Annotated in this window: 23 protein-coding genes; 17 read left to right on the top strand and 6 right to left on the bottom strand. The window is 50.9% G+C overall.

Annotated features, from left to right (window positions below):
* The first annotated feature begins 6 nt into the window (after positions 1-6).
* From BLV50_RS17635 to BLV50_RS17580, 12 genes are all read left to right on the top strand, one after another.
* Positions 7-915, top strand: coding sequence for a LysR family transcriptional regulator (locus BLV50_RS17635; protein WP_090809144.1), 909 nt, complete (start codon positions 7-9; stop codon positions 913-915).
* Between the two features lie 395 nt (positions 916-1,310).
* Positions 1,311-2,483, top strand: a complete 1,173-nt coding sequence (locus BLV50_RS17630) for a M20 family metallopeptidase (RefSeq protein WP_256337986.1) — start codon at positions 1,311-1,313, stop codon at positions 2,481-2,483.
* A 4-nt stretch (positions 2,484-2,487) separates the two neighbouring features.
* Entirely contained in the window at positions 2,488-3,912 is a 1,425-nt protein-coding gene (locus BLV50_RS17625; protein WP_256337985.1) for a YfcC family protein, read from the top strand.
* Positions 3,913-4,163: 251 nt separating this feature from the next.
* Positions 4,164-5,051 (top strand): oxygen-dependent tRNA uridine(34) hydroxylase TrhO, encoded by an 888-nt coding sequence (locus tag BLV50_RS17620; protein ID WP_064641719.1) that lies wholly within the window; start codon positions 4,164-4,166, stop codon positions 5,049-5,051.
* A 13-nt stretch (positions 5,052-5,064) separates the two neighbouring features.
* Positions 5,065-5,712, top strand: a complete 648-nt coding sequence (locus tag BLV50_RS17615) for a helix-turn-helix transcriptional regulator (RefSeq protein WP_090809140.1) — start codon at positions 5,065-5,067, stop codon at positions 5,710-5,712.
* Between the two features lie 84 nt (positions 5,713-5,796).
* Positions 5,797-6,000, top strand: coding sequence for a PD-(D/E)XK nuclease family transposase (locus tag BLV50_RS33815; protein ID WP_072733761.1), 204 nt, complete (start codon positions 5,797-5,799; stop codon positions 5,998-6,000).
* A complete protein-coding gene (locus BLV50_RS17605) occupies positions 5,990-6,397 on the top strand; it encodes an Rpn family recombination-promoting nuclease/putative transposase (protein ID WP_090809138.1) in 408 nt (135 codons plus the stop codon). Before BLV50_RS33815 ends, BLV50_RS17605 begins: the two co-directional genes overlap by 11 nt.
* Positions 6,398-6,750: 353 nt before the next feature.
* Positions 6,751-7,800, top strand: a complete 1,050-nt coding sequence (locus BLV50_RS17600) for an ABC transporter substrate-binding protein (RefSeq protein ID WP_090809136.1) — start codon at positions 6,751-6,753, stop codon at positions 7,798-7,800.
* A 150-nt stretch (positions 7,801-7,950) separates the two neighbouring features.
* Positions 7,951-8,811 carry an ABC transporter permease gene (locus BLV50_RS17595; protein WP_371129269.1) on the top strand — a complete coding sequence of 287 codons (861 nt, stop codon included), beginning with the start codon at positions 7,951-7,953 and terminating at the stop codon, positions 8,809-8,811.
* A gap of 2 nt (positions 8,812-8,813) precedes the next feature.
* Positions 8,814-9,608, top strand: a complete 795-nt coding sequence (locus BLV50_RS17590; protein ID WP_063567603.1) for an ABC transporter ATP-binding protein — start codon at positions 8,814-8,816, stop codon at positions 9,606-9,608.
* 140 nt (positions 9,609-9,748) lie between these two features.
* Complete coding sequence (locus tag BLV50_RS17585; RefSeq protein WP_072733757.1) at positions 9,749-10,927, top strand: winged helix-turn-helix domain-containing protein; 1,179 nt, start codon at positions 9,749-9,751, stop codon at positions 10,925-10,927.
* A 71-nt stretch (positions 10,928-10,998) separates the two neighbouring features.
* Positions 10,999-12,339: an MFS transporter gene (locus BLV50_RS17580; RefSeq protein ID WP_072733756.1), complete on the top strand. Its 1,341-nt coding sequence runs from the start codon at positions 10,999-11,001 to the stop codon at positions 12,337-12,339.
* A gap of 94 nt (positions 12,340-12,433) precedes the next feature.
* Here the strand turns inward: BLV50_RS17580 and BLV50_RS17575 are convergent, their stop codons facing one another.
* Both BLV50_RS17575 and BLV50_RS17570 read right to left on the bottom strand, forming a co-directional pair.
* A complete protein-coding gene (locus BLV50_RS17575) occupies positions 12,434-13,015 on the bottom strand; it encodes a hypothetical protein (protein ID WP_072733755.1) in 582 nt (193 codons plus the stop codon).
* A gap of 28 nt (positions 13,016-13,043) precedes the next feature.
* On the bottom strand, positions 13,044-13,577 hold the full coding sequence (locus BLV50_RS17570) for a hypothetical protein (protein WP_072733754.1): 534 nt from the start codon (positions 13,575-13,577) through the stop codon (positions 13,044-13,046).
* Between the two features lie 234 nt (positions 13,578-13,811).
* Between BLV50_RS17570 and BLV50_RS17565 the strand changes: the two genes are divergently transcribed.
* The 5 genes from BLV50_RS17565 (at position 13,812) to BLV50_RS33120 (ending at position 22,280) form a co-directional block, all read left to right on the top strand.
* Positions 13,812-14,309: a DUF6385 domain-containing protein gene (locus tag BLV50_RS17565; protein WP_072733753.1), complete on the top strand. Its 498-nt coding sequence runs from the start codon at positions 13,812-13,814 to the stop codon at positions 14,307-14,309.
* A gap of 48 nt (positions 14,310-14,357) precedes the next feature.
* Entirely contained in the window at positions 14,358-15,905 is a 1,548-nt protein-coding gene (locus BLV50_RS33505) for a DUF6385 domain-containing protein (protein ID WP_244552129.1), read from the top strand.
* A gap of 80 nt (positions 15,906-15,985) precedes the next feature.
* Positions 15,986-18,358 carry a glycosyltransferase family 2 protein gene (locus BLV50_RS17550; RefSeq protein WP_072733752.1) on the top strand — a complete coding sequence of 791 codons (2,373 nt, stop codon included), beginning with the start codon at positions 15,986-15,988 and terminating at the stop codon, positions 18,356-18,358.
* On the top strand, positions 18,315-20,219 hold the full coding sequence (locus tag BLV50_RS17545) for a tetratricopeptide repeat-containing glycosyltransferase family 2 protein (protein WP_072733751.1): 1,905 nt from the start codon (positions 18,315-18,317) through the stop codon (positions 20,217-20,219). Before BLV50_RS17550 ends, BLV50_RS17545 begins: the two co-directional genes overlap by 44 nt.
* Before the next feature lie 51 nt (positions 20,220-20,270).
* Positions 20,271-22,280 carry a glycosyltransferase gene (locus BLV50_RS33120; RefSeq protein WP_072733750.1) on the top strand — a complete coding sequence of 670 codons (2,010 nt, stop codon included), beginning with the start codon at positions 20,271-20,273 and terminating at the stop codon, positions 22,278-22,280.
* An 84-nt stretch (positions 22,281-22,364) separates the two neighbouring features.
* On the opposite strand, the gene BLV50_RS17535 is transcribed toward BLV50_RS33120, so the two are convergent.
* Genes BLV50_RS17535 through BLV50_RS17520 form a run of 4 tightly spaced genes read right to left on the bottom strand, consistent with a single transcriptional unit; the run spans position 22,365 to position 26,677 of the window.
* Entirely contained in the window at positions 22,365-23,036 is a 672-nt protein-coding gene (locus tag BLV50_RS17535) for a class I SAM-dependent methyltransferase (RefSeq protein ID WP_072733749.1), read from the bottom strand.
* Positions 23,033-24,466: a glycosyltransferase family 4 protein gene (locus tag BLV50_RS17530; RefSeq protein WP_072733748.1), complete on the bottom strand. Its 1,434-nt coding sequence runs from the start codon at positions 24,464-24,466 to the stop codon at positions 23,033-23,035. Before BLV50_RS17530 ends, BLV50_RS17535 begins: the two co-directional genes overlap by 4 nt.
* A gap of 1 nt (position 24,467) precedes the next feature.
* A complete protein-coding gene (locus tag BLV50_RS17525) occupies positions 24,468-25,379 on the bottom strand; it encodes a glycosyltransferase (protein WP_083584678.1) in 912 nt (303 codons plus the stop codon).
* Positions 25,379-26,677 carry a hypothetical protein gene (locus tag BLV50_RS17520; RefSeq protein ID WP_072733747.1) on the bottom strand — a complete coding sequence of 433 codons (1,299 nt, stop codon included), beginning with the start codon at positions 26,675-26,677 and terminating at the stop codon, positions 25,379-25,381. The genes BLV50_RS17525 and BLV50_RS17520 overlap by 1 nt, the downstream gene beginning before the upstream one ends.
* Positions 26,678-26,942 lie beyond the last annotated feature (265 nt).

The raw sequence follows: 26,942 nt of genomic DNA, 5'->3' as shown, positions 1-26,942 counted from the left end.
ATGATCATGGATGAAAAGGACTGCCGTCTGCTGCTGAGCGTTTCCGAAGAAAGTAGTCTGACCAAGGCTGCGGAGCGCATGTTTATGACCCAGCCGGCTTTGACATACCGTTTGCAGCAATTGGAGAAGGAATTTGGCGTGCCACTTATCGATAAAACGTTAAAAGGCGCAAGATTTACTCCCGAAGGAGAGCATCTCGCGATTTATGCCCGTAAAATGCTCAATGAGCTTAATCAGGTCAAGGAGCAGCTGTCGAACATTCGGAATGAGGTTAAGGGAACGCTGCGTCTCGGGATTGCCAATCATTATTCGTTGTACAAGCTTCCTCCCTTGTTAAAGCAGTTCAAGGAGCTGTACCCGGAGGTTCAGTTTGCTGTGACCTGTGCTCTGAGTGTGGAGGTTATGGAACTGTTGATGCGGGATGAAATTCAAGTGGGTGTCATACGGGGGGAGCATCCATGGTATGAGGGGAAACATCTGCTGCACGATGAACCGGTCTGCATTGTATCCCGTGAACCCATCAACCTGGATGAACTTCCCGAGCTTCCGCAAATTGCATTTCAGGAGCCCTTGACGAAAACGGGTGGAACTCCTGTGAGTCCTTTCCGAGAGGGAGTAGCGGCCTGGTGGTATGAGCGCTATGAATGTTCACCAACCGTAACGATGCGTGTGGACAGCTATGAGACATGTAAGGAAATGGTGCGTTATGGGCTTGGCTATGCCATTATTCCGGGTATTTTCGTGTCTGATTCGGATGGCCTTCTCAAGCAGGAATTGATTCGACAGAATGGACAGGGATTGCGGCGTAATACGTGGTTAGTGTATAAGGAAAGTGTGCTGCAGCAGGCAACGGTGGGTCGCTTTATTGACTTGATGAAAACGGCTGGAACACAGCATGTTGTGGACGGAAGCTAGATACAGACATAGCGGAATAGATGCATTTCTTTATGCATAATTATCCGATATTTTATTATCAAATAAGGAATTTTATTGCTATTTGGCAGTGTCATTTTTATAGGGAGTACCCATTCGAAGGATGTACATAAGATTAAAATATATACCGATGCCGTCTTGGCTAATATGAAAAATAACCAGTAATATACTGACATCTAATGATATCCATATGTTATTGTCTAGCGAGTCCATAAAATTTTTTATGGGCTATTCCTTAATTTTTTTGAATTTACTTCTGGCTTGGTCACACATACAATATATCCAATCTGATTGTATATTTATTCGATTGAATTGAATATAGAAATGCTGTATTTGGAGAAAGGCGGCAAAACAATATGTATCCTGACCCAGCTCATATGAAGCAAAAAATCAAAGAAACCGTAGATCGGTTGGACCCCGACTTGCGGGAATTATCCCTGCGCATTCACGCTAACCCTGAACTTAGCTTTCAGGAAGTCCAAGCACAACAATGGTTAACCGAACCGCTGGAAGCGGCCGGATTTCAGGTGGAAAAAGGCATTTCAGGCCTCGACACCTCGTTCCGTGCTGTATGGGAAGGCCAGCCAGGTGGACCCACGATTGCACTGCTCGCTGAATATGATGCGCTGCCCCGCATCGGACACGCCTGCGGACACAATCTGATCGGAACCTCTGCTGTAGGTGCAGCACTGGCGCTCAAGGAATCTTGCCCTGATCTTCCGGGACGGATCGTCATTCTTGGCACACCGGCTGAAGAAGAGGGCGGCGGAAAAATCATTATGGTGAACGATGGCGTATTCAATGAGATTGATGCCGTCATGATGTGTCACCCGCAGCAAAAAACGATGGTACTGAGAGGTGCGCTGGCCTGTGTGGACGCAACCTTTACGTTCCACGGCAAACAGGCACATGCTGCCTCATCTCCTGAGAAAGGTATTAGTGCACTGGATGCCTTGGTCAACGCGTACGCGGGTATAAACTCACTGCGTCCTTATTTGAAGGATGACGTTAGGGTGAACGGGATTATCACCAAGGGTGGAGATGCGCCCAACGTGGTGCCTGAGCTGGCTGAAGCCGTATATATCATTCGGGCGAAGACAGTCGAAGAGCTGAAAATCGTCATGGACAAAGTATATCGCGTCGTGCGCCATGCTGCGGAAGGTGTTGGGGCTACGGTAGATATTACGGAAGGCCTGATCTATGCCGAGCGGAATAACAACAAGACTCTGGCGGGTCTGTTCCAGCAGAACCTGGAGGATATGGGTATTGAAGTGCATGATCCACCGCAAACAGGTGGTGTTGGTTCATCGGATATCGGTAACGTAAGCCAGATTACAGCCGCAATCCATCCGTATATTCGGTTAGGAGATGCGACAACACACACACCTGAATTTGCCCGGCTTGCCGGAGCAGAGGAAGGCATGATTGAGCTAAACCGTGCGGCGAAGGCACTTGCACTGACGGCGTTCGATTTGTACGCAGACAAGGCAGCATTGCAGCAGGTACGTGATGAATTTAAAGCATGGAAACAACAGAAGGACGAGGGATGATGAATTGGAAAACATAACAAAACAACCACAACAACGGCGCAAATGGTTTAAGATGCCTCACACCTTCGTCATCTTGTTTATTCTGGTGCTGGTAGCTACCGTGCTAACCTACATTATTCCAGCAGGGGAATTTGATCGGGTTAAGGATGAGGAGACAGGCAAATCCTTGCTCGTTCCGGGTTCATACCATCATGTAGAGTCCAATCCAACGGGATTATGGGATATTCCCAAGTCCATCGTTCGCGGACTGGTTGACTCCGCGGACGTTGTATTCTTTATTTTCATCATCGGCGGAGCATTTCAGATCATTACGAGTACGGGAACGATTGAAGCCCTTACAGGTAGGGTAGCCCGTTCGTTCGCCAACAAGGGATTATGGGTCATTCCGGTATTCATCACCTTGTTCTCAGTTGGTGGATTCACGATGGGCATGTCCACAGAGGTTATGGTCTTTGTACCGATCGGGATTGCCATTGCGCGTGCGCTGGGGTATGACGCTCTAACTGGTACGGCGATGATCTCGCTGGGGGCCTCGTGTGGTTTCACTGCCGGACTGCTCAATCCGTTCAACGTAGGACTGGCTCAGGCCATTGCAGAAGTTCCAATTTTCTCAGGGATGTGGCTTCGTGCGATTATTCTGGTGTGTCTCATCTCCGTGACAAGTATCTATATTATGCGATACGCGTCCAGAGTGAAGTCTGATCCAACACGTGGTTTGGTGCATGAGCTGGAGCAGGAGCAGGCAGCAGATACACCTGCGGTGGACCTGAACAAACTGCCAACGATTCGCATCACACATATTCTGACTATCATTACAATTGTAGCTGGCTTTGCCCTGTTAATCTGGGGTGTATCGAAAGAAGGCTGGTGGATGGAAGAACTGGCGGCTCTCTTCCTGAGCATGGGCGTGATCGCGGGTCTTGTCTCCGGGTTCGGTCCTAGTCGAATTGCAAGTGAATTCGTCAAAGGTGCAAGTGGCATCGCTTATGGTGCCTTTATCATCGGTCTGGCAAGAGGTATCATGGTTGTCCTCGATCAGGGTAACGTGATTGACTCCGTAGTATACGGAATGTCTACAGCGGTTGGCGAATTGCCGTCCTCCGTGCAGGTATTGGGTATGTATTTCTTCCAAAATATCATGAACGTGTTCATCACGTCGGGTACAGGTATGGCCGTGACTACGATGCCGATTATGGTTCCATTATCGGATCTGCTCGGAGTTACCCGTCAGACAGCCGTACTGGCGTTCCAGTTCGGAGACGGATTCACCAACATGATTCTGCCAACGTCTTCAGCCTTAATGGGCAGTCTCGCGGTATCCGGCATTCCGTATCAGAAATGGGTTAGATTCTTCTGGCCGCTGATGGTCATGTGGATCGCTATGGGTATTGTATTTATGCTGATCGCCAATGCCATTCAGTATTCTTAATCGTTCGATTGAGACAAGCAGCGAAAAATGTATTCCATAACTTACATTCCTTTCTATACATTTATATTGACTAAGCTATTCCGCTTCCGATAAACTAGAATGCAGGAATAAAAGTCGAATGTTCAAAGCAGCAGTTCGAGACATTGTTTCGGACGGCTGTTTCTTTTCTTTTTCATAAGCAAGGTTGCAACGTTGTAGTCTTGTCGGATGATCCGGCCAATAACAACATGGAATAGGAACAGGTGATACACATGTGTAACAGCGCGTACCGCGTGCTTTTATATTATAAGTTCGTGAAGATTGAAGACCCTGAAACGTTTACGCAAGAGCATCTGCAATACTGTAAGGACCTGGGTGTAAAAGGACGTATTCTAATTGCCTCGGAAGGCATTAACGGTACCGTATCCGGTACACCAGAGCAAACCGAGCAGTACATGAAGGATATGCATGCCAACCCGCTGTTCAGCGATATGGTATTCAAGATTGATGATGTCGAAGAGCATGCGTTCAAAAAAATATTTGTTCGTCACAAAGCTGAGCTGGTTACATTTCGTGTGGACGAAGACTTGGACCCGAACGAAATTAGCGGTAAACGGTTGTCCCCGAAAGAATTTTACGAGCATCTTCAACAGGAGGATGTCATTGTAATTGATGGCCGCAATGACTACGAGTACGAGATTGGTCATTTTCGAGGTGCGATTCGTCCGGACGTGGAGTCGTTCCGCGAGTTTCCGGAATGGATTCGGGATAACCTGGGCGACATGAAGGACAAAAAGATCATTACTTACTGTACTGGCGGTATTCGTTGTGAAAAGCTGACCGGGTTCATGATTAAGGAAGGTTTTCAGGACGTGGCACAACTTGATGGCGGAATCGTGACCTATGGCAAGGATGATGAGGTACAAGGTCGTTTGTTTGATGGGAAATGTTATGTTTTTGACGAGCGTATTTCCGTGCCGATTAACCGGACGGATGAAGATATCGTGATTGCCAGCTGTTATCACTGTGGAACGACGCATGACCGTTATATTAACTGTCCAACCTGCAACCTCCAGCATGTAAGCTGTGAGGATTGCGAAGAGACGCATAACCGCTTTTGCTCGGATGCCTGCCGGGAGGCAGCACCGGTAACCGCATAAGCAGGGAGAGCAGGTGCTGATCGTGAAGCGCGAAGAGGAACGAACGACGCGTGAACGGATTTTGTTCATGCTGAAGCAGCAAGGCACAATGACCGCAAGGGAAATGACAGCTGAGCTTGGTCTGACCGGCATGGCGATTCGCCGTCACCTCACGGCACTGGAGCAGGAGGGATGGATTGAAGTTCGGGAAGCCAGAGCTACAGCTGGACGTCCCTCCGCCGTATACCATCTGACGGTACGCGGGGATAGCTTTTTCCCAAAATCATATTCATCACTGACCCTGGAACTGCTGGAGGAACTGTCGGATTCAGCGGGCAGCGGTGTCGTGGATGCATTGTTCGAGAGCCGCCGGGACAAGCTGCTTCGCAGCGGACAGCCACAGATGCAAGGTCAGGATCTGGCCGGACGTGTCGAGGAACTCGCGCGCATTCAGAATGCAAACGGATATATGGCCGATGCCTCCAAGGAAGAGGATGGCACCTATGTGCTTACCGAGCTGAACTGCCCTATTGTGCAGGTAGCCAGTGTCTATAAACAGGCTTGCCGATGTGAACTGGAACTGTTCCGTTCATTGCTGCAGGCTGATGTGGAGCGCACCGAATGTTATGCAGACGGTGGCAAAAAATGCACGTACCAGATTCGCGAGGCGGCTGGGAATTAGCATGTATGGAGATTGTTTCGTTCACTCGGAGCAGTCTCTTTTTTTGTTTGGAAAATGACGTAAAAACGTTATATTAAGTATTAGATGCGTGTTATTATTAAATTTACATCCAGCTCAAAAAAATGCGTAGCGATTAACATTGTTAATTTCAATATGCTCGCTAATGATCATTATCACAACGTATTTCATTTAAGAGAAGATCATACAGATATATCCCTGACAGATGATATAGAGATTCATTTTAGGCGAAATTTCGAAGTTAAAAGACAACAACATTATGATGAATGATGGATTAGTGCGATGGCTATTATTTTTAAAGGGGATAACCAAGTCTAGCTGGGAGGAGTTATTGATGCACGAACCGGAACCGGCGTTGAAAAAAGCCATGAGTGTATTGGAGTTTCTGAGCCAGGATGAGCAAGCACGTCAACAATATATCGACCGTCAGAAATTTCTATGGGATGAAGTTTCCATGATTGAGGGCGCACGAGAAGAAGGTCTCAAGAAAGGCTTGGAGGAAGGCATCCAAAAAGGAATCGAAGAAGGCATCAAAGAAGGAGAAGCAGAGAGTAAACGTAAAATCGCAATCAATATGCTCGCTGTGGGGCTTGATCAAGATACCATTATCAAAGCTACCGGGCTAACATTATCTGAACTAGAAGAATTGAAAAAAGAAAAAGAATGATGTGTATTTTCTCTTCACCCAGTTGTATATCCTTTCTTAGCAGAGGCCTTATTGCAAAATTGCAGAGGCCTTTTTTTGTTTTATGTAATGTTTTCTCTCACGTATCTGCAATGAATGCAAATTGGAAGCGGTTCAACCATTGACGGGAAACAGGTCGCACCTTAATATTAGGGAAACAATAAAATACCAACACGAGTCATGGACTTCAGTCGCATGAGAAAAGTCTATATTTGTCTGCTTTTGTCGGTCAAAGCAACAATGCGTTGAAGCGTTCGTTTTGTCCCGCCCTATCGTGTCACTTGGATAACGATGAGGGCATCAACATTTTAGAAGATGGAGAGGGGTTCTCACACATGAAAAAGAAATGGTTAATGTCTCTGATGATGGTTGCATCTATGATCGTAGCGGCAGGTTGCGGAAATAACAGCGGCGGTAGCACAACGACCGAGGGATCAGGCAGCACAACAGGCGAAGGTACGGCAGAAAAATCATATCGCATTGCGATCTCACAAATCGTCGAGCATCCATCGTTGGATGCCACACGTGAAGGATTTATTGCAGCGCTGAAGGATGCTGGTCTTGAAGAGAACAAGAACTTGACGATTGACTACAATAACGCGCAAGGCGATTCAACGAACAACCTGTCCATTGCCCAGAAGATTGCCGGGGATTCCAAAAATGATCTGGTCCTTGGGATTGCAACGCCATCCGCACTGGCCCTGGCTCAACAAGTGAAGGACAAGCCATTGCTGTTCGCGGCAGTGACGGACCCGCTGGGTGCCAAACTGGTGAGTGACATGGACAAGCCAGGTGGTAACGTAACAGGTGCATCGGATACGAACCCGGAGGCGATCGTGCAATTGGCTGATTTTATCGCCAAATATTTACCGGATGTGAAGACGGTAGGTCTGGTTATTAACGAGGGCGAACCGAATGCGGTGGTGATGGCGAACAATGCGGAAAAAGCGCTGGCAACACATAATATCAAGCTGGTCAAAGCACCAGTTACGAACACATCCGAAGTAAAACAGGCAACCGATTCTCTGGTTGGCAAAGTGGATGCCTTCTATATCACACTGGATAACTCGGTAGTTAGCGCAGTGGATACAATCATCCAGACCGCGAACAAAAATAAAATTCCATTCTTCTCCAGTGACCGGGATACCGTGGAAAAAGGGGCTTTCGCAACCGTTGGCTTCAAATACTACGATCACGGATACCAAGTGGGTGAAATGGCTGCGGACATTTTGAAAAATGGGTCGAAACCGGGCGACATGAAAGTCACCGTGCCGGACAAGCTGGATCTGATTCTGAACCTGAAAGCGGCTGAAGCTCAAGGCATCACTGTTACCGATGAGATGAAGGCAGAAGTGAAGGACCAGGATAACAACATTATTCAATAATCTGACCGGAGATCCTCCGGCAGTACGGATGCGAGGCGGACGTGCAGGCGGGTTCGCCTCATTCTTTTCGATAGACAGGGAGGAAGCAATGTGAATTTGACTTGGGGTTCAATTGAAGGGGCAATCGAGCTTGGATTGTTGTATGCACTGATGGCATTGGGTGTATATATTACATTCCGCATACTGGACTTCCCCGATCTCACCGTAGACGGAAGTTTTACAACTGGAGGCGCAATCGCGGCGGTCATGATATCCAACGACTTCTCTCCTTGGCTCGCTTGCTTGGCAGCAATGGCTGGAGGAATGGTGGCTGGCGCCTGTACAGGTCTGCTGCACACCAAAGGCAAAATTAACGGGCTGTTATCCGGTATTCTGATGATGATTGCTCTGTATTCAATTAATATGCGTATTCTCGGCGCACCGAACAAATCCATTATGGGCATGGATAACCCCTTCTCGGGTGAGCATGTCATGGTTATCATTATCGTAGTTGTGCTGGTATTCAAAATCATGCTGGATCTGTTTATGAAAACAGATATCGGACTGGCACTGCGCGCCACAGGTGACAACAAACGCATGATTCGCAGCTTCGGCGCGAATACGGATGTGACCACCATTGTTGGTGTCAGTCTGTCCAACGGACTTGTTGCGCTGTCTGGAGCATTTATTGCACAGCAATCTGGTTTTGCAGACATTACGATGGGAATTGGGATGATCGTTATTGGACTGGCCTCCGTTATTATCGGGGAAGCGATTCTGGGTGCAAGAACCATATTCTGGGCCACTCTTGCGGCAGTTGTCGGTTCAATTATTTACCGGATTGTGGTCGCGATCGCACTCCAGGTCGAATGGTTCGACACATCCGATCTGAAGCTAATCACCGCGGTGATCGTTATTATCGCACTTGTTTTCCCAACCATGCAGCGCTCCATGAAGCAGAAAAGCCTGGCTCGCAAACGAACCGAAGAGCTTATGGGCTCGTCGAGCCAACAGGCGAAGGGAGGCATGTGATTATGCTTGAGATTACACAAGTGACCAAACTGTTTAATCCGGGAACGACCGACGAGAAGACCGCACTGGTTGGTGTAAATCTGACCATGAATCCGGGAGACTTCGTGACCGTGATTGGCAGTAATGGCGCGGGAAAATCAACGTTGATGAACATTATCTCAGGCGTCATGAAGCCAGATATGGGCGATGTGCTGATCAATGATCGTTCCATCAAAAGCCTGCCTGAGCATAAACGCAGCAGTTGGATTGGCCGTGTGTTTCAGGACCCGATGGCGGGTACAGCACCGCATATGTCCATTGAGGAGAATATGGCGATGGCGTACAAACGTGGCAAGGGCCGTGGACTGGGCTTTGGAGTGACCCGTGCAAGACGGGAGATTTTCAACGCCCAGTTGGAGAAACTCGGCATTGGACTCGACAAACGCCCCAATGCCAAAGTGGGCCTTCTGTCTGGCGGTGAACGCCAGGCGCTCAGCCTGCTCATGGCAACATTCACCCAGCCACAAATTTTGCTGCTGGACGAGCATACGGCTGCGCTTGATCCTTCTCGTGCGGAGCTGATCACAGAGCTGACAGAGACGCTTGTACGTGAGATGAGACTTACAACGTTGATGGTCACACACAATATGGAGCAGGCCATACGTTTGGGCAATCGTCTAATTATGATGGACAAAGGCCGAATTATTTTGGACGTTAGTGAAGAGCGTAAGCGCACGCTGACCGTACCTGAGTTATTGGGTGAGTTTGAACGTATCAGCGGTAAAAAAATGGCCGACGATCGCGTGGTGCTGGGTTAAATCCAGGGAGCACCTTGCGATTACCGAAGAGAGCCAGTACATCTCATTACAAAAACCTTTTGCGTTCTCGCAAAGGGTTTTTGTGGTATGTTGAACAGAATAAGGATCACAAGTAGTAAGCATACATAGGAGGGCCAAGCATGTTGTTACAATTCGATGAAGGAACATACACGGTAATCCAGCGTACCGATTCCATCCGCCTGCTGGCGAAGGAATTTGCACTGCTGTATTTTTTGTATGAGAACAAGGAAAAAGCCTTTACTCGCAGCCAACTGCTGGATCGGGTATGGCCCTTGGAATATCCGGTTGAACGCACCGTGGACGACCATGTGTATCGACTGCGCAAGAAACTGAAACGTTGGGAAGAAATTGCACTGGAGACCGTGCGTGGTTATGGTTACCGACTTATCATCCGATCGAATATGGCAATATTGCCCTCTAACCCTTCCGCCCAAGATCAGGAGATGCGAGAAGTGATTCATGGATTGTTCCGCAAATATCATCTGTATGGGCAGGGCAAATCGATGCTCACGCTGCTGGATCAGCAAGAAGCACTGGGCATTGAGATTGATCCATTTTATCAGTTGTATATTCACTTTATTCAGGGAGATCTGGAATGGTTGATTACAACGACGGAAATTCCCTTCGAGGAACGTTTGTATTGGCTGCTAATTTTTACACATACCCTAATTGAACCATCGGAGAGTCTGCCCTTGTACGAAAAGGCTCTGAAATCATCCGCTTTGTCTGCCGATCAGCTTCGTGAACTTCGTATTCTGAACATTGTTGAAGTCTACGCAGAGGTGGGCCAGTATGAACGAGCCAAGGCTCGACTCATTGAAACGTATCACGTGATGGAGAAAGATGAACTGGTTCATTTCAGACTTCCGGTAAAGCTCTCAGCGTTGTATGTGGAACTGTGGGGTGGCAGCGGCGAAGCGGTAGAGGATCAGATGTCTGCTCTGCGTTCCGGGTTGAAAGATGCGCCATACTTGCGGGAAATCGGACGCTTTCAAGTTATGGAAGGCCTATGGTTGCTTAGACAAGGGAGAATCCGAGAGGCAGAGCCTAGAATGGACGATGGTCTGGACGTATTGAAAATGACATTGAACGCACCGCTATATCTCAATTCGGCTTACCAAATATTGTTGTTCATGGCACACCACCGGATAGAGGGGCGACTTCGCACTAAATACCATCAAATTTATGCGGATATCTCCAAAAGTTACGGCGTGCCTATTTATGGACAACAAATTGTGGATGAAATCCGCACATTTTTATCCCCGTTTGCTCCATCCTCTGATCTTCCTCTGATATAACACCCTTATGATTACAGCCAAGGAACATATAAGCCAGCAACAAGGCTGTAATCAGGGGAGGAAGTATACGTATGAACGTCATTTCAAATGAACCCAATCCATCATCCATTTCGTCCAATGGTTCATCCAAAAGCCTATGGACCAACTTCCGCTTCATGCGGATGTTTATTGCTTATTCGCTCGCAACCTTTGGAGATTGGTTTGACGCGCTCGCCATCCAGGTAATGGTCGCTTATCGTTGGGGTGCTGATCCTCTGATCATAGCCCTTATTCCGGTATGTATGGCTGTTCCGGGGATCGTACTTGGCTCGGTGGCAGGTGCACTGGCTGATCGTTTGCATAAGGTGAAAATCATGATGATATGTGATGTGATCACCGTCTTATTAACGATTGCAATTCTGTTCGCGCCAAGTGCGGCTTGGCTGCTGCCGCTTCTTGCTTTACGAGCGATGATGGGGGTATTCCATGTACCTGCGCAGCAGGCACTTACGCGTCAAGTGGTAGCAGAGGAGCATTTGTTTCAAGCATCGTCACTGAACGGTTTTGTGAACCAATGCTCCAAAGTAGCGGGACCGCTGCTGGGTGCAGTCATTGTGGCCGTCTTTTCACCGCAAGTCTGTATTTTAATCAATGCTTGTACACGTTTGTTGTCCGGAGTCGTGTTATGGCCTTTACGGCGTCTAACAGAGGATCCAGAACCTTCTGCATCGGATGGAGGTCCTTTGGAAACGGGGGAGACCGCGGAATCTCTATTCATTCAATGGCAGAAGGGTTGGCGTTTTATCCAGAGCAGCCGCACCCTTCTGAGTACGATTCTGTTTGGTTGCTTTGGATTAATGGCGATCCTCATGATCGATTACCAGTTTACGACGCTGTTTCGGGAGATCAAGCCTGGCAACGAAGCTCTGATCGGCTGGCTGGGATCATCCGCTGGGGCAGGTGCGGTTGTGATTATTCTACTATTGAATCGACTTCCGCGAATAGGGTATGGCTGGGGGTTGGGTGGAGGATATTTGCTGATTGGTGCCGGAATTGCTGCGCTTGGCTGGGTCAGTTCCCAAACGTCCGAGTTCTGGATTATCATCTGGGGCTTATGCATCGGAGTGGGCAATGGACTGTTCATGGTGACGTTGAATTACTTGCTGCAAAAAGAAACCCCTCCTGCCTTTGTCGGCCGTGTATTCGGTATTCAAAACTCGCTTTCGAGTGTCGTGCTGGTCGTTGCTCCACTTGCTGGAGGTGCCTTGATTCGGAGCGTGGGGCCCAGTCCCACATTTCAATATATTGGCATGGTGACACTGGCCATTGGTTTGGCCGGCATGTTGCTGCAACGAATCTTATGGAAGGGGGAACAACCACTTCCGGCAGAATCGACTGGTGAACATGGGCAGAAGCCAGTCAGACAGCCATAACTGCCATCGTTACGGTAAAAAGAAGATCGAACGATGAACAGCCGCTACGGTTACTTATCCGTAAGCGGCTCTTTCCATCTAATAGGGCAGTACATCATACTTCCCACCAAGAGAAATAGGAGGTGGAGGCCATCAGCCCCCCAACTGAGAGTGAGCCACTCACCGACAGGTTAATGGACTGACCGGGAGGAACCACGTAACGTCCTAACTCATTGGATAGAAAGGGACCTACCTGCAAGGGCATAGCCAATAAGGTTGTGGTACCCGTGGGAGCGGCAGCGGAGAATCGCACCGTTGCAATGCTCGTGTTACTGCTTGATAAATTATTGTTTACCGGTGTGAGTGTGCTCGGTGATGTCAATGTTCCATTTGCAGACAGAGTCATGGTACCACTGAAGGAAGAAAGCAAGTTGAGCGCGACTGTGATTCCGCCAGAAAGCCGTGATATATATACATTTTTACCGCTCCCGGCTGGGTTGGTCAGTTGGACAGTAGCAATAACACTGCCCCCCAGCAATCCTAGTGTTGTGGAGTTGGTTGAGCCTGCATTGTACAGATTGCCAGTACTACCTGCATTATTCTCAGGTGGAGCCACAATGCCGGGAGAGGTAAACGTATTCGTAATGGATGTATAAACGGGACGGTTTAGCGGGTTGAACACGTGATCATTCGGCATTGTGCACACTCCTTTTTTAAATGATATGTCAGAATTCCCACCAGGAAAGATTAATGGAGGCGGTTTGGGAGCCTGTTCCCGCACTGATGGATAGTGTCTGTCCTGGAGGGACGATGATAGAACCGTTCAGGTTTAACATATACATGCCCGCTGTAAGAGGAATGCTTAACAAGCTTGTTAATGTTCCCGTTAATGTGCCGGTATTTTGCCTTGTTGTCATTACACTCGTATTGGTATTGCCCAACAATGTATTGACTGGCACAGGTGTGGTACCACCTGTAATGGTTCCGCCGGAATAGACAATGAGTGTAGCAGCTGCGGTTGTGCCTCCGCTGATCCTAGAGACGTACAAGGTACGCCCACTGCCCACTGCATTAACGACCTGCAGCAACAGATTTAGTCCAGCACCTACACTGACATTATTGGTAGTCAGTGCAAAAGAACTGCCTGCGGCTGCCGCCCCGCCCTCTGGAGTGGACTCAATGCCAGGGGCAGAGAATGTATTAGTCAGTTGAGTATATAAGGGACCGTTAGATTGATTGAATACATTGGAATTGGTCATATAATCCACCTCCAATCTGCCTGAATAAGATAACCAAAGTGAATTTTTTGGAATGTGCTGCTTCTATGAAATTTTGAAATAGAGACGTGAAGAGGTTGTACTTGCAGTGTATGTGGGAAAAAGGGGAAGGGTTTGGGATACAAACAGTAAATCCTCAAATAACGGCGTATGCCGTGCCCGTATTTTACATGCAGGCATACGATGCGTAAGCACATTTTTTAAGGGGAAATCGATATGAGTCGAACAGCGAAGCGTAGCAAGAAGAGAACGAACCAAACAACTAAATATGTCAGCCGTCGCCAATCCCGTCGTTCCTGCCGCGCTAAATTGCTGAAACCTCCTTGTTCCCGGATTACTCGTCCCCGGTTCAAGCAGGGTACTTCCTCACGTACGACACTCCCTGGTGCTACTCACTGTTTTACAGAGCATACGTATGTCGGAGCCGAGACAAACGGTAGTATGAATTCTCTTCCGGCTCAAGACACCTCATCGCTCAGCATGTACACATATGGCATTGTAAATCGGGGCGAACATCCGGCTCTTGTGCAGATTCAGATCAGCCCTAATGCCAGGGACTATGCTGTGGACAGCCAGGAAGTGATTGCCGGAGGGCAGACCAAAGCGCTTGTGCCGCTGCGATTCCTGCGTTATACCCGGCTGGTTATCCAATCGGTTGAACCGGATCAGCCGACCCGGCTCGATGTTTATTTTCAGGCACAGCGTATGCCGTAAGAACGTGGAATTCTACAACCGATTTGACCAGGGAGGAGGACGAGGCATATGCCTAACTTTACAACGTTTAACACGAATCCGGATAATCTGAGAACTCTGATTTTTGGTCATGATAGTACAGGCGCAGCCCAGCCGGTTCACACCGATACAAGCGGGAACGTACTCGGAATTATTTTGGATGGTACGATCAGTAATATCTCAGGTCTGACTACCGTTACGATTAATGCCGGAACTATCACAAATATTCTTAACGGAACGATTACCAGCGTCCTCGGAGCAACGATCACGGCGGGTACAATTAACAGCGTGCTTGGCGCAACCATCACAGCCGGAACATTAACAAACCTGCTGAATGGTACAATCACCAGTGTTTTGGGAGCCACCATTACTGCCGGAACGATCACAAGTGTGCTCGGGGCAACCGTGACGGCGGGGACATTAACAAACCTGCTCAATGGTACCATCACCAGCGTGCTTGGAGCTACAATCACCGCAGGAACACTGACGAACTTGCTGAACGGTACAATTACCAGTGTACTGGGAGCGACGATCACAGCCGGAACGATCACCAGCGTGCTTGGAGCCACAGTGACCGCGGGAACACTGACGAACTTGCTGAACGGTACAATTACCAGTGTACTCGGGGCGACGATCACAGCCGGAACAATTACTAGTGTACTGGGAGCAACGATTACGGCGGGTACAATCAATAGCGTTCTAGGAGCCACAGTGACCGCAGGGACACTGACGAACTTGCTGAACGGTACAATCACGAGTGTACTGGGAGCGACGATCACAGCCGGAACGATCACCAGTGTGCTTGGAGCCACGGTGACGGCGGGGACGCTGACGAACTTGCTGAATGGTACAATCACAAGTGTACTGGGAGCGACAATCACAGCCGGAACGATCACCAGTGTACTGGGAGCAACAATCACGGCAGGTACAATCACCAGCGTGCTTGGAGCGACGATTACCGCAGGGACGCTGACCAATCTGTTGAACGGTACAATCACAAGTGTACTTGGAGCAACGATTACAGCCGGAACACTGACGAACTTGTTAAATGGTACCATCACTAGTGTACTGGGAGCTACCGTGACAGCGGGAACGTTAACGAATTTGCTGAACGGTACGATTACCAGTGTACTTGGTGCCACCATTACAGCCGGAACGTTGACCAATTTGTTGAATGGTACCATTACCAGCGTATTGGGAGCCACGATTACGGCGGGTACACTCAGCAGCGTGACGTCCATCTCGCAAAAAAGCTTTCAGGAATCACAGCTTCTCAGCACGCCAACGGCAAACACGTTTACACCGCTTCCGGCGGTCACGACGAGTGTATTCGGCACTTATTCTTTCTTTGTATATAACAGGGGGCCGGGGCTTAACCGGGTCGATGCCCGCGTGGAAATCAGTGCCAACGGTACCAACTGGTACGATGATGTGGACACGGTGACCGGGATTTTGCCAGGCTCGGTCGATGTTCTGGTGCCGCAGCGTTTTCTCAAATATACACGTCTTTCCTACCGCTCCAGTCTGCTGGGAGCATCCAGCACGATTGATGTGTTCTTCAATGGACAAGGCACATAACCCGGTTTGTTGTCATATAGGTACATGGAGTCCCTTTGGTGGGCTTCATGTACTTTTTTTTGCATTGGAGGTGGCTGCATATGCAGAACAGGTTACTCGGAATTCATATGATTGTGCAAAATGAAGAACATCATCTGGCCCGCTGTCTCGACAGCTTCAAGCCGATGGGCAGCGAATGCTTCATTACAGATACCGGGTCAACAGATCGTACACCGGAGATCGCCAGACATTATGGAGCAACGGTGCTTCACGCCCGTTGGGAAGATGATTTTGCACATGCCAGAAATATAAGTTTGCCTCTCGCGAGCACGGAATGGATTCTGTGTCTGGACGCGGATGAGTATGTCATACAGGGATTGGAAGAGCTTTTGGATTATCTACCGAAGGTCCATAAGAGCGTTTCGAGACTGCGGATTACGATAGAGAACCGAATTGGCGAGGGAACGGGAGAGAGTGTCATCTTCCAACCTGTGCGTCTTTTTCGCGCCCACCAAGGATATCGGTATGCGGGGCGTATCCATGAGCAATTGGTTCGTGGAGGAGCAAAGGATGATGGAAAACAAGAAGAAGGCGCTCTGGAAATAAACGACTCCTCTACCCGTGAGGAAGACGGGATCGCTGAGCATGAACCCTTGGCTCCACTGTGTTTGGTTCATGATGGTTATTTGCCGTCCACGATTGCTCTAGGACATAAACCCTTGCGTAATCTAAAGCTTTTGCAGCTGGAATTAGCTGATCGTCCGGGGCAACCTTTTCACCTCTATAATGTGGGGGTAACATACTGTCAGCTAGGGAATATCGAACAGGCAGCAGAAGCCTTTACTGAATCCTTTCTTCATACACCCCTGCAAGCTCCGTATCGCTCCACTCTGGTTCGGGACTATGCCAAGGTTCTTCTGGCAATGGGGCGCTATGACGAGGCTCATGGGTTATTGGCGGTAGAAAGACAGCGTTATGCAGGGTATGCCGACCTGCATCTGATATATGGAGAGATTTTGGAGCAACAGGGTCTGGAGGAGAGGGCCTACAAGTCTTATGCAAGAGCAACAGATTGCCGGGAGGGCTTCAATGGAGCTGATCTCAAGGACAATAACAAGGCAGAGATTCGAGGCGTACATCAGCAGGCAATTGAACAAACAGATAAACCAGGAAGCGATGAATTATGTGAGGGCAAGTCCTCTGAAGATGTTCACAGAGAGCCAGCTCGAATGGAAAGATATTACGTAACGGATATAGGTTGCGATAGCTACAAGGCCTATACAGCCATGGGAAGGCTTGCACAGAAAAGAGGCTTTCTGCAGGAGTCTGCTCATCTGTACAGCCTGGCTCTGGGGAGCGAGATCACGTATGCTCCTGCATGGACAGGGTTAGCCGATGTATTGCAGCAATCCGGAGAGACGGATGAAAGCATAACAGAGACATTACTCGCACGCTGGAAAGAGATTTCAAAGAAAGAGCGCTCAAAGGAAGAGGATTCAGATCCGAGCGTAATAACATACGAGGATGATCTGGCGCATGTGGTTTATGCACTTGCTTCCAGTGGAGCGTATGGGCAGGCATTGAACTTGCTACATGGAGATGCCCGAAATACGCGTATAAAAAATGAAGAGTACCTGTATTGGATGTTATGTGACAACAGGGTATCAGATGCGTTGCAGTACGTGCAGAATCAGTGGAGTGAGGAACTGAGTGAGGCTAGGAACCTCCATCCTGAGCAACGATCGGACTTGGCAGTGACCTTTTGGACAAATGAATTATCTGTACCGGAATCATTGGTGGCAGCAGCAGAACCACAGGAAAGGGAAGGCTGGAGGCTGCTGAATGACCTGCTGGATACGGGAAAACGGGTGCATGTCGTGGATGACAGAGATGGGAAAACAGCTCATCAGACGCTTCAGGTTGCAACGGAGCTGAGTAAGAACATATTGACTCGGGCAGTGCAGATGGGGCAACTGGCGTTTGTCAGGAAGCTGTACGAGAAGATGGCTTCGACTAATCCTGAACACGACGAAAATGATGTTCATAGCCAATGGCTGGCCGCTGTTCTTTACCGCCAGGGATACACCATGGCGGCCGCAGATCTGCTCATTCAATGTATGTCACAAGGCGATTTGGATGCGGAAAGCCTCTTTTACCTTGGGGAAGCCGTGTATGCTAAAGGGCATTACAATCAGGCATTGATTCTTTTCCAGCAGGTATTGGAGAAGGATTCAGAACAGCGACAGGCGAGAGCTGGAGCTGCTGTCTGTTATATGAGGTTGGCGCTAGAGGTTATCAGACAGGAACGAACTCGCTCACCCGCTGACAAGGTACTTTTGGCACAACAGACTGTTTTGGAGCAGCAACTACGCACCGCAGAGGGTATCCCTTGGCGCACGGTGTTCCGTGCGAAGGAGAGGAGGAACCAGCTTGCCGACCAAGCACATTTCATTATGCATGATCGTGAAGGATGAAGAAGAACTGTTGCCTCATTGTCTTGAAAGTGTCCGCGGGGCGGTGGACGAGATCATTGTTGTGGATACCGGTTCGTCGGACCGAAGTGCTGCCATTGCCAGGGAATATGGGGCAGTAGTTGTGCCGTTTGTGTGGAGCGACGATTTTGCCGCGGCACGAAATGCTGGGCTGGAGCGGGCTTCGGGCGAATGGATTCTTTTTCTCGATGCGGACGAGGCGTTGGATGAGAATGCACGGGAGCAGATCAGAAGCTGGACGGCAGCCAGCGGATGTGACGGATTGTTTTTAAATATCCATAACTATACGGGTTCAGGTCAGCAGGGGGTGACGGTAAATCCGGTATTGCGCCTCTTCAGGAACGAGCCGGAGCATCGGTTTGAGGGTCGGATTCATGAGCAGATTGCGGTGGCAATCTGTCGGAAGAATCCACAGGCTGCTTTTCACGTGACAGACATGATCATTCACCATTACGGGTATCAGACAGCCATTGTGGAGCGCAAGGATAAGGTGAACCGGAATTTGCGTTTGCTTCAACAGGCGGTGGAGGAAGAGCCGGAGCAGCCATTTCATCACTATAACCTGGGTGTCGAGTATCTGCGGATGGGGGAAACGGAACAGGCACTGAAGACGTTTGGCGTAGCAAAAGCGGGAATTGATCCAACCCTGACAAGTTATGCGCATCTGTTGTTCAAATATGAGATTCGCTGTTTCCAGCATTTGAGTCGCTGGCAGGAAGCATTGGATCATATCCATGCTGCTCTTGAACTCTTCCCAGAATACACGGACCTGCTGCATCATCGCGGAGTATGTGAGGAGGCGCTGGGGGAGACCGAAAAGGCAGAACTATCGCTGCGTGAAGCAGTTCGTATGGGACCGCCGCCACCCATATTTCATACAGAAGAAGGAATTGGAACCTATCAGACCTGGTATACCTTGGGTAGGCTGCTGGAGGGGCGGGCGGATCTTGAAGGTGCTGTGGATGCTTATGTGGAAGCAGTCCGTGCGAAATCGAGCCTGCTGCCGCCGTTGTACCGGATTTTTCGGATCATGCGGGTTTCGGGTCAAGAGCAACACTTGGTGGAGCTGATTAAGGAGCGATTTGCAATTACTTCAGAAGAGGCGATCCAGAAAGTATTGGGCATTCTGGAGCAGTGTCGTTGCTATGATACAGCTGTGAAGTTGTTGCCAGACATATCTTCAGACCTTTCCGGGGAGATGCGGGAGAGGTTATCCATGGCTGAGGCTTTGCTTCAGATTCAACAGGGGAAATGGAACAAGGCACGCCTTAAGCTGGACACGGTACGGCGAAAAAAAGGAGAGCTTTCTGTATCAGCTACCCATTGGATAGAGCGACTAAACTGGATTGAAGGTAGACCAATAGAGGGGAAAGATCAACTGACTGCGTGGCTGTATCGTCATTCGCAACCGGGTACGGAGTCGGAGCGATATCAACAGACAGAACGAATCGGGAGTTCACAAGCCGATGCCCAAAATGACGACACAAACGTGGCTGCTGGAACAGCATATAATGGCTGGCAGGCAATTGGATTAATGATGGAGGGATGCGTGTCATCCGGTAAATGGGATGTCCTGCATGCGCTGGTTCAGCTTGGTCAGGGGCAGTTGGCAGAAGGAGTATATCCATTGGTGGAAGGCGCCCGGCAGGAAGCGGGAGAACCCTTTGTTGGAGCCTCCGATTCACGTGTGGGAACCAGCTGGTTGGTGAAAGGGCTTGTCAGTGCTGCCGATCATCACTTCGAGGCATATGCTCAAGGGACAGAAGGACAGCGAGACCGTTGTTGGCCTGTGGTTCAACAGATTAGGCTGGATTTACCGGGGCCGGATGGTTTTGAGTTTTGAAGATTGAATGAAAGAGAGCAGAACCCCGTATAGGAAGGAGGGAGGATGAACATGCAGACAGGAATCAGCCTGTGCATGATTGTGAAGGATGAGGCCCGGTCGCTTCAGCGATGCTTGGATGCTATTCAGGATGTTGTGGATGAGATCATCATTGTGGATACGGGATCAACGGATGAGACGATCGATATTGCCCGTCGTTATGGGGCGGTTGTCATCAGTGCGGCATGGACCGGAGATTTTAGTGCTGCCCGCAACCTGTCTCTTGCTGCGGCCACTCATCCTTGGATTCTGGTACTGGATGCGGATGAAGTCTGGATGCAGACCGAGCACAATCTGACGAAGATGAAGCGGCTGCTGACCTCAAGTCAGGACGACGTATGGGGCTACTGGATACAGGTCACGAGTTTGCTCGGAATGTCTGGAGAAGAGCGTGTGACGGATGCGGTGTGTCGTTTATTTCGGAATGATCCCCGGATTGCTTTTCAAGGCATGATTCATGAAGAAGTGGCATCTTCGATTCTATCCTTCGCTCCGTGGGGTGTGGTCGATTCCGAGCTTGAGATTATTCATTATGGCTACCTGGAGCACGTTATTGTTGGCAAAAATAAACCCGAGCGCAATATGCGGCTGATTCGCTCCGCTCTCCATAAGTCGCCGGATCAACCGGAACTGTTATATGCCATGGCTGCCGAGTGGTTTCAGCAAGCGAGATACGATGAAGCGCTCAAGTTGTTACAATCTTTGCTGGCAAAGCTTACGCCGGAATGTGGCTATCATTCGGATCTGGTACTCAAAACGGCTTATGCCTGGCGGGAACGTAGCCGCCCAGAGAGAGCACTCGCTATCGTTGAGGAATGGAGGCCGCTATATGCTGACTTCCCTGACTTGCTGGAGCTTGGTGCTGTGTTGGAGCTCGATCAAGGACGGGATGCTGCGGCGCTCGACTGGCTCAAGCAGGCCAAAGCAGCAGCTTCCACAGCCAGTCGATATACGTCCGTTTCCGGTGCCGGAACGTATCGCAGCCTGACTCTGGAAGGCATGGCCCATGAACGGCTGGGCTGCTGGCAGGAGGCAGCTAAGGCTTATACATCTGCGCTCGCCGTACAGCCCGGCAGCTTGCCAGCATTGCAGCGGCTGTTGCTGCTGGCCGCAGCTAGCGGGCGGCCGAACGCCATCGCAAGCGCAGCCCAGCGGATCAGTCTGCCGCCTGCGGCCTGGCAGGCGCTGATCCCGGCCGCGCTGGATGCGCATCGGCCCGAATGGCTGCTGCGCCACGCGGCATCGCTGTCCGCCGCGCTGCGGGCGCAGCCCCTCGCCGCCGGGCTGGTGCTGGCCCAGCTCGGCGAGGACGCCGCTGCCCGGGCGGCTTTGCAGCCCTGGGCGACGCATGCGCAGCACGGGCCGGAGGCGGCGCTGGTGCTGTGGGCGCTCGGCCACAAGCAGCCCGGCGAGCCCTTCGCCAGTGCTGCTGCGGGCTCAGCGCGAGGCGCAGCCGCGTCGCCGCCAGCGCGGCGTAAGGCCCGCCAGCAGGCAGCCACGCCCGATGCAGCCCGCGCAGCCGATGCGCTGCTGCGGGGCGCTCCGGCCAGCTGCGCCGCGCCAGCGCCGCAGGCCGTGCACGCCGCGGCGCTGGCGCTCGCACGCGTAGGCGCCTGGGCCGCATGGCTGCGCCTGCTGCAGGCCCTGGCGCCCGGCCAGGCGCCGGAACTGCTCGCGGCGCTTCCGCCTGCGGCCCGCTGCGGGCTGCTGCGCGCGCCCGCAAGTGTGCGTGAAGGGCTGCTTGCGCTGTTCGGCACGCCGCATGGCGCGCAGCAGTCCTTCACGCACGAAGTGCCCGCCATGGTACTGGCGGGCACGCTCGCTTTGCTCGCCGGGCGGCAGCGCACTGCGCGTGATTGGGCCGAATGGGCCCAAGTCACTGCACGGCAACCTGCCGCTTCCGGCAGCCCGACGACGACAATCCCGCCGGGCCTGCACACCCTGCTGCGCCTGACATCACCCGGCGCAGCATCCACCGAAGCATACGCTAACCAGTGCAGCATGCTGCTGGTTCATCTCTAACGGCTTCGGTATTCAAAAAATTTAAGGATGTAGAGTTAATCTTAATCTATGCCCCTGATCCGTGATCCCGTTTATCCATCCCAATTACTCTTTACGAATAACAGCACGAAAACAACGGATTGCCGGGCCGTACATGTCAGACCAGATGGCATCCTCTGGTTCTTTCACGCTCAGCTTGCCTTCGATCGTCAGTCCGGTAACAGCCATAATCGTCTCCAGCAGGTCTGGACGCATCTCGGGCACATCAAACGTGGCTATCAACCGTCCGTCCGGCTTCAGCACCCTGGCGAATTCGCGAAAGGCGCGCAGCATCGTGCCTGTATCCAGATGCTCCAACACAGAGATGCAGAATACGCTGTCAAACATCTCCGATTCATACGGAAGCTGAGCCAGATTGGCCTGCGCAAGATTTAGTCGGTCCAGGCTCGATTCCGGCAGGTCACGTGCGGCCTGTTCACCAAAATCAGAAGCGATATCCAGCCGGATCGCTTCTCTGGACAAAATACGCTCATCCCAATCACAGGCATGAACTTCCCGGCAGTGCTCTGCCAGCCAGAATTTGAACGGATGGGATATACCACAGGCAGCGTCGAGTACGACGTCTTCCTGCCGCGCAAACAAGCGTGCCCATTCGTACTCGTACGGACGGCTCCACCACGCAGGATGCAGTGGAAAAACCAATGTATCCGTTTTGGGGTCACCCTCCCGAATGTATCTTGATTCCGTGAAATCCGTTGCATTTGGCGTATCCATCATCCCCGAATTCCCTCCTTTAATCCTGCTTCTGCCAAAAAAGATTCCAATACCGTACTCCACCTGCGCCGCCAGTGGGATATGTCGTAGGACAGCGCCGTCTCGCGGGCATAGATACCCAGCCGCTCCCGCTCAGCCCGATCCTGAACGAGGCGTACCAGCGCAGCGGTCAGCGCTTCTTCACCTGGAGGTACCAGCAGTCCGTTGAAGCCATCCTGAATCAGATCATTCAGACCGCCAACATTGGAAGCAACAACCGGAAGCCCACAGCTCATCGCCTCCAGACAAGCGTAGGATGTTCCTTCCGAGAAGACGGTCGGAATCACGGCGATATCTGCCTGATGGTAGGCCTCGCGAATATCCCGAAAATCATACGTGCGCTGTATAATTCGATCCGCATGAGGGTGCGTGCGATGCCAATACCGGAAGGATCGGCCCACCGTGCTGCCTTCAACCAGCTCTCCGGCAAATTCGACCTCTAGATCAGGAAAGGCACCGAGCAGTCGGTCAGCTGCCAGCATCATCGGAATAATGCCCCGTTCCATGCTGATGCGGCGTGGATATAAAATGCGTAGTGGACGGGAAGGGCTCACATGGATTGCAGTCGTTGTTTCATCCTCCTGCTCCTTCAAATGATTACCCGTTAGCACATTTGGCTGGTGACCAGCCATGCCCTGTCTGATATTTGGCGAGTCCAGTTCTTCAGCGATTACTGTCACCTCGGATCTGTCCGCCCGCACCATGCCGTTTCCATCGCTTCTTTCCTCCACGGATGACGGAGCATTCAACCCCGAGATGGCAGCTTCACTATGATCTTCATGACTTGCAAGATCCTTCTTCCACGCTGCCAACCATTCTTCTTCCTGTTCATGCTCGAATGTACGCCTTGGCGGAGCAGGCGTGAAGTAGGAGGTATCCACTGCATTGGGAATGAGCACAACCTGACCGGCATCGGCAAACGTACAAGCAGCACGGCAAAAGGTCTGAAAATGTGAATCGACCGACACGATGCGTACAAGTCCATCCAGTGCCAGCTGAATATGCTCAGCGACTTGCTGCTTGGTTTCGAGCGGCAGCGCGGGACGATCCCAGTTAATACCGTGGCAGATGCCGAGACTGCCCGGCTTGTAGGCAATGGGCTGCCACAGGCAGCTTGCATAGATCACAGGTCCTCGTGCTGCGGCAGCCATTCGGGCAAAAGCTTCGGGCACATCATTCATATCGTAGGCATATCCGTATACATCAATCTGTTCCGTACGGGTCTGAAAAGCTTCAAAATAGGACAGTTGATGAACCTCGGGGATGTGTCCCAATCCGCGGATTACACTGCATAAATCCAGGACGTAACGCTCCAGACCGCCCCCGAACACCCGGCTGAATTCCCGGTTATATCCATCGGTGAAGCTGTGTGTCAATATGCTGACCACGCCCATTTCACTGCTCCTCCTTCCACGGAATCAGTCGGGGCTCCGGATCAAGAATCGATTCATAGTGCTCCAGGCTGCCCCACTCGCCGTGTGGATCAATTCGTTTATAACGCAAATATTTCCGAACCCGATCCTCCAGACTTCCGGCCCAGCCCAGATGCTGGACTTTCAATTCTGTGCTGATTCCAGGCAATACAGTGCAGGGCAAGGGAAGACGAGGCACATGATGATTTTGCTGCGGATAAAAGTAAGGATAACCTGGCATATAACGGACCAGGGAAGCGGTATGACGTCGGTGAAGCCCCCAAAGGTCATCTTCCCGATAGTGGGTTCGTCCGCCCCACATATCGTAGAAGCGGAAAGCGATCCAGTCCGCGTGGTCCTGGTTAATCAGAGCGCGTATCGCTTTCTTCGCTTCCGTGCTGTATAGCTCATCGGCATCAACCGAGAGCAGCCAATCCGGGGAGGTACCTGCCGCTGCTTGCCATAGAGCGTTGCGTAATCGCCATTCCTCCGCAAATAATGGCTTTTCCAGCACTTCCAGACGAACGACCTTTGGATAGGCTCTGCATATATCGGGTGTTCCATCAGTGCTGGCATCGTCCACAATGACGATCTCATCTACGAATTCACTCAGATCGTCCAGCACTTCCTCCAGATATCGCCCGCGCTCGTTACGTACCTGAAGCATGGCGGTCAGTTTATTGCCCTGACTTTTACGAACCCGACGAACGGAAAACGGCTCTCTGAATAGGCCTGTGTCCTGGCGTTTTACAGCATCCTGCTGATCCCCTTGCCCCTCTGGGTCAGCATGCAGCGATTCCAGCGTTTCCGTTGGAGTATGAGTTGTTTCGGATCGTATATCCTTATGCACCATCGGTCCATTCACATGTTGTCTGCGCTTCTTCGGGTCCAGCATCATGGCACCTCCCCCAGCAATTGCTGGACGGCTTGATCCAACAGCTCCATCTCGACGATTCGTGCAAGAGCATCTTCATCCTCCAGTGCCGTCTCCAGAAATTGTCTCACCGCCCCGTGACGTTCTCCGCGCAGAGCCAGAGCTAGACCCGATAGCTGCCGATAATCCTGTCGGCTGGGGCTATCCTGAATATCCACTGCATGCACCAAATCTAATGCATCTTCCACACGTCCAGTCTCCTGATAGATACGAAATTTCCAATGCCGCGCCGTTTCGCCTCCGAGTTCATCCAAAATGTGCAATGCATTTCCATAGTCATCATTCAGACGCAGCAGTTCTGCCCGGACAAGCTGTTCCTCCCCGGCCTCAAGCCAGCGACAGAGTTGTTCATAATGGTGCCGTTCCTGCTCGTTACCTGCGCTGATTCCATACACCTGCAACGCATTCTCGATTTCCCCGGCCCTTGCATGAATGGCGGAGAGGAATCGATAGTGGGAGCTTACACAATCATTGCGCCCGTTTAATACCGCGTGAGAGAAGGCTTCCTTGAGTGAAGTGGCCGCTCTGGAATCCTCTAGCACATATTCATAGGCTGCCAGCAAAAAGGAAATCGTCTCATGCGCTCCTGCTTTGGAACGAAGCTGACGATAGAAGTCGGCCCGCACACTGCATTGCAGCTGGGTGACCGTATCCTGAACACCCGAGAGCGTCTGTCGCAGCGCATGCAGGAATAGCAGTTCATAGTCCCGGAGAGGGACCTCGAGGTCATCCTTTTGCATGACACCAGCAGGAGAGGTATCCTCTCCATTCAGCCAGATGGCGCGTACGCCCTGGAATACCAGCTTCATATAGCGTGTTTCTGAAGTCGTGCCCACCAGATCGGCGATACCGACCAGTCTTGAAATGCAGCTCTCCCATAAGGGAGACTCCGCTTCTTCACCAACTGGCTCGGGAAGAAGTACAATACAGAGCCCCGGATGGAGCGAGGCTGTGGCGGTCAGCCAGTAGGGATGCGCAACCACAGCAACCGTACGGGGCTCCTGCAGCAATTGTTCTGCTTCGGGAAGCGTGATGACGGTGATATTCGCAGGCATTTCCTCGGAGCGCTCCAGGCTACTGACATAGTAGACAAGCCCTTCCGCAACCATCAGAGCAGCGATGTCTGGATAGGGAAAAGCAGACCATCCTCCCTTCCGGGGGAAAAGGACATAACGAAAGGCAGGCAGGGCCGTACTTAACTCTTCTGCATCTACCCCTTGATGAGGCTCCGGGTCTGGGATCGGAGACAGCTCTTCCATCGATGAATCACCTCACTTGATTTGCATTTTTGTCCGTTCATGGATTGAAGCAGCACCATCTGATAAACATCGGATTGGCGCTGCTTTGAATGATATCAATGAATCCAATAATTCAATATGTAATGCCTTTTTTGCCCGGCGTATTTTATGCCTGAGACTAACATATGGGCGTTCCGTCCTAAACATGAGCATCTTCCGTGAATAGACGAAGCTGGCAAGCTCTAACATTAGGCTTGTTTTTTTCTATTGTGTGACCATCATCACT

It is taken from the genome of Paenibacillus sp. 276b (assembly GCF_900107875.1).
Classification (GTDB): Bacteria; Bacillota; Bacilli; order Paenibacillales; family Paenibacillaceae; genus Paenibacillus; species Paenibacillus marchantiae.
Note: the sequence above shows the minus strand (reverse complement) of the source record. Positions and strands in the feature narration are given on the sequence as shown.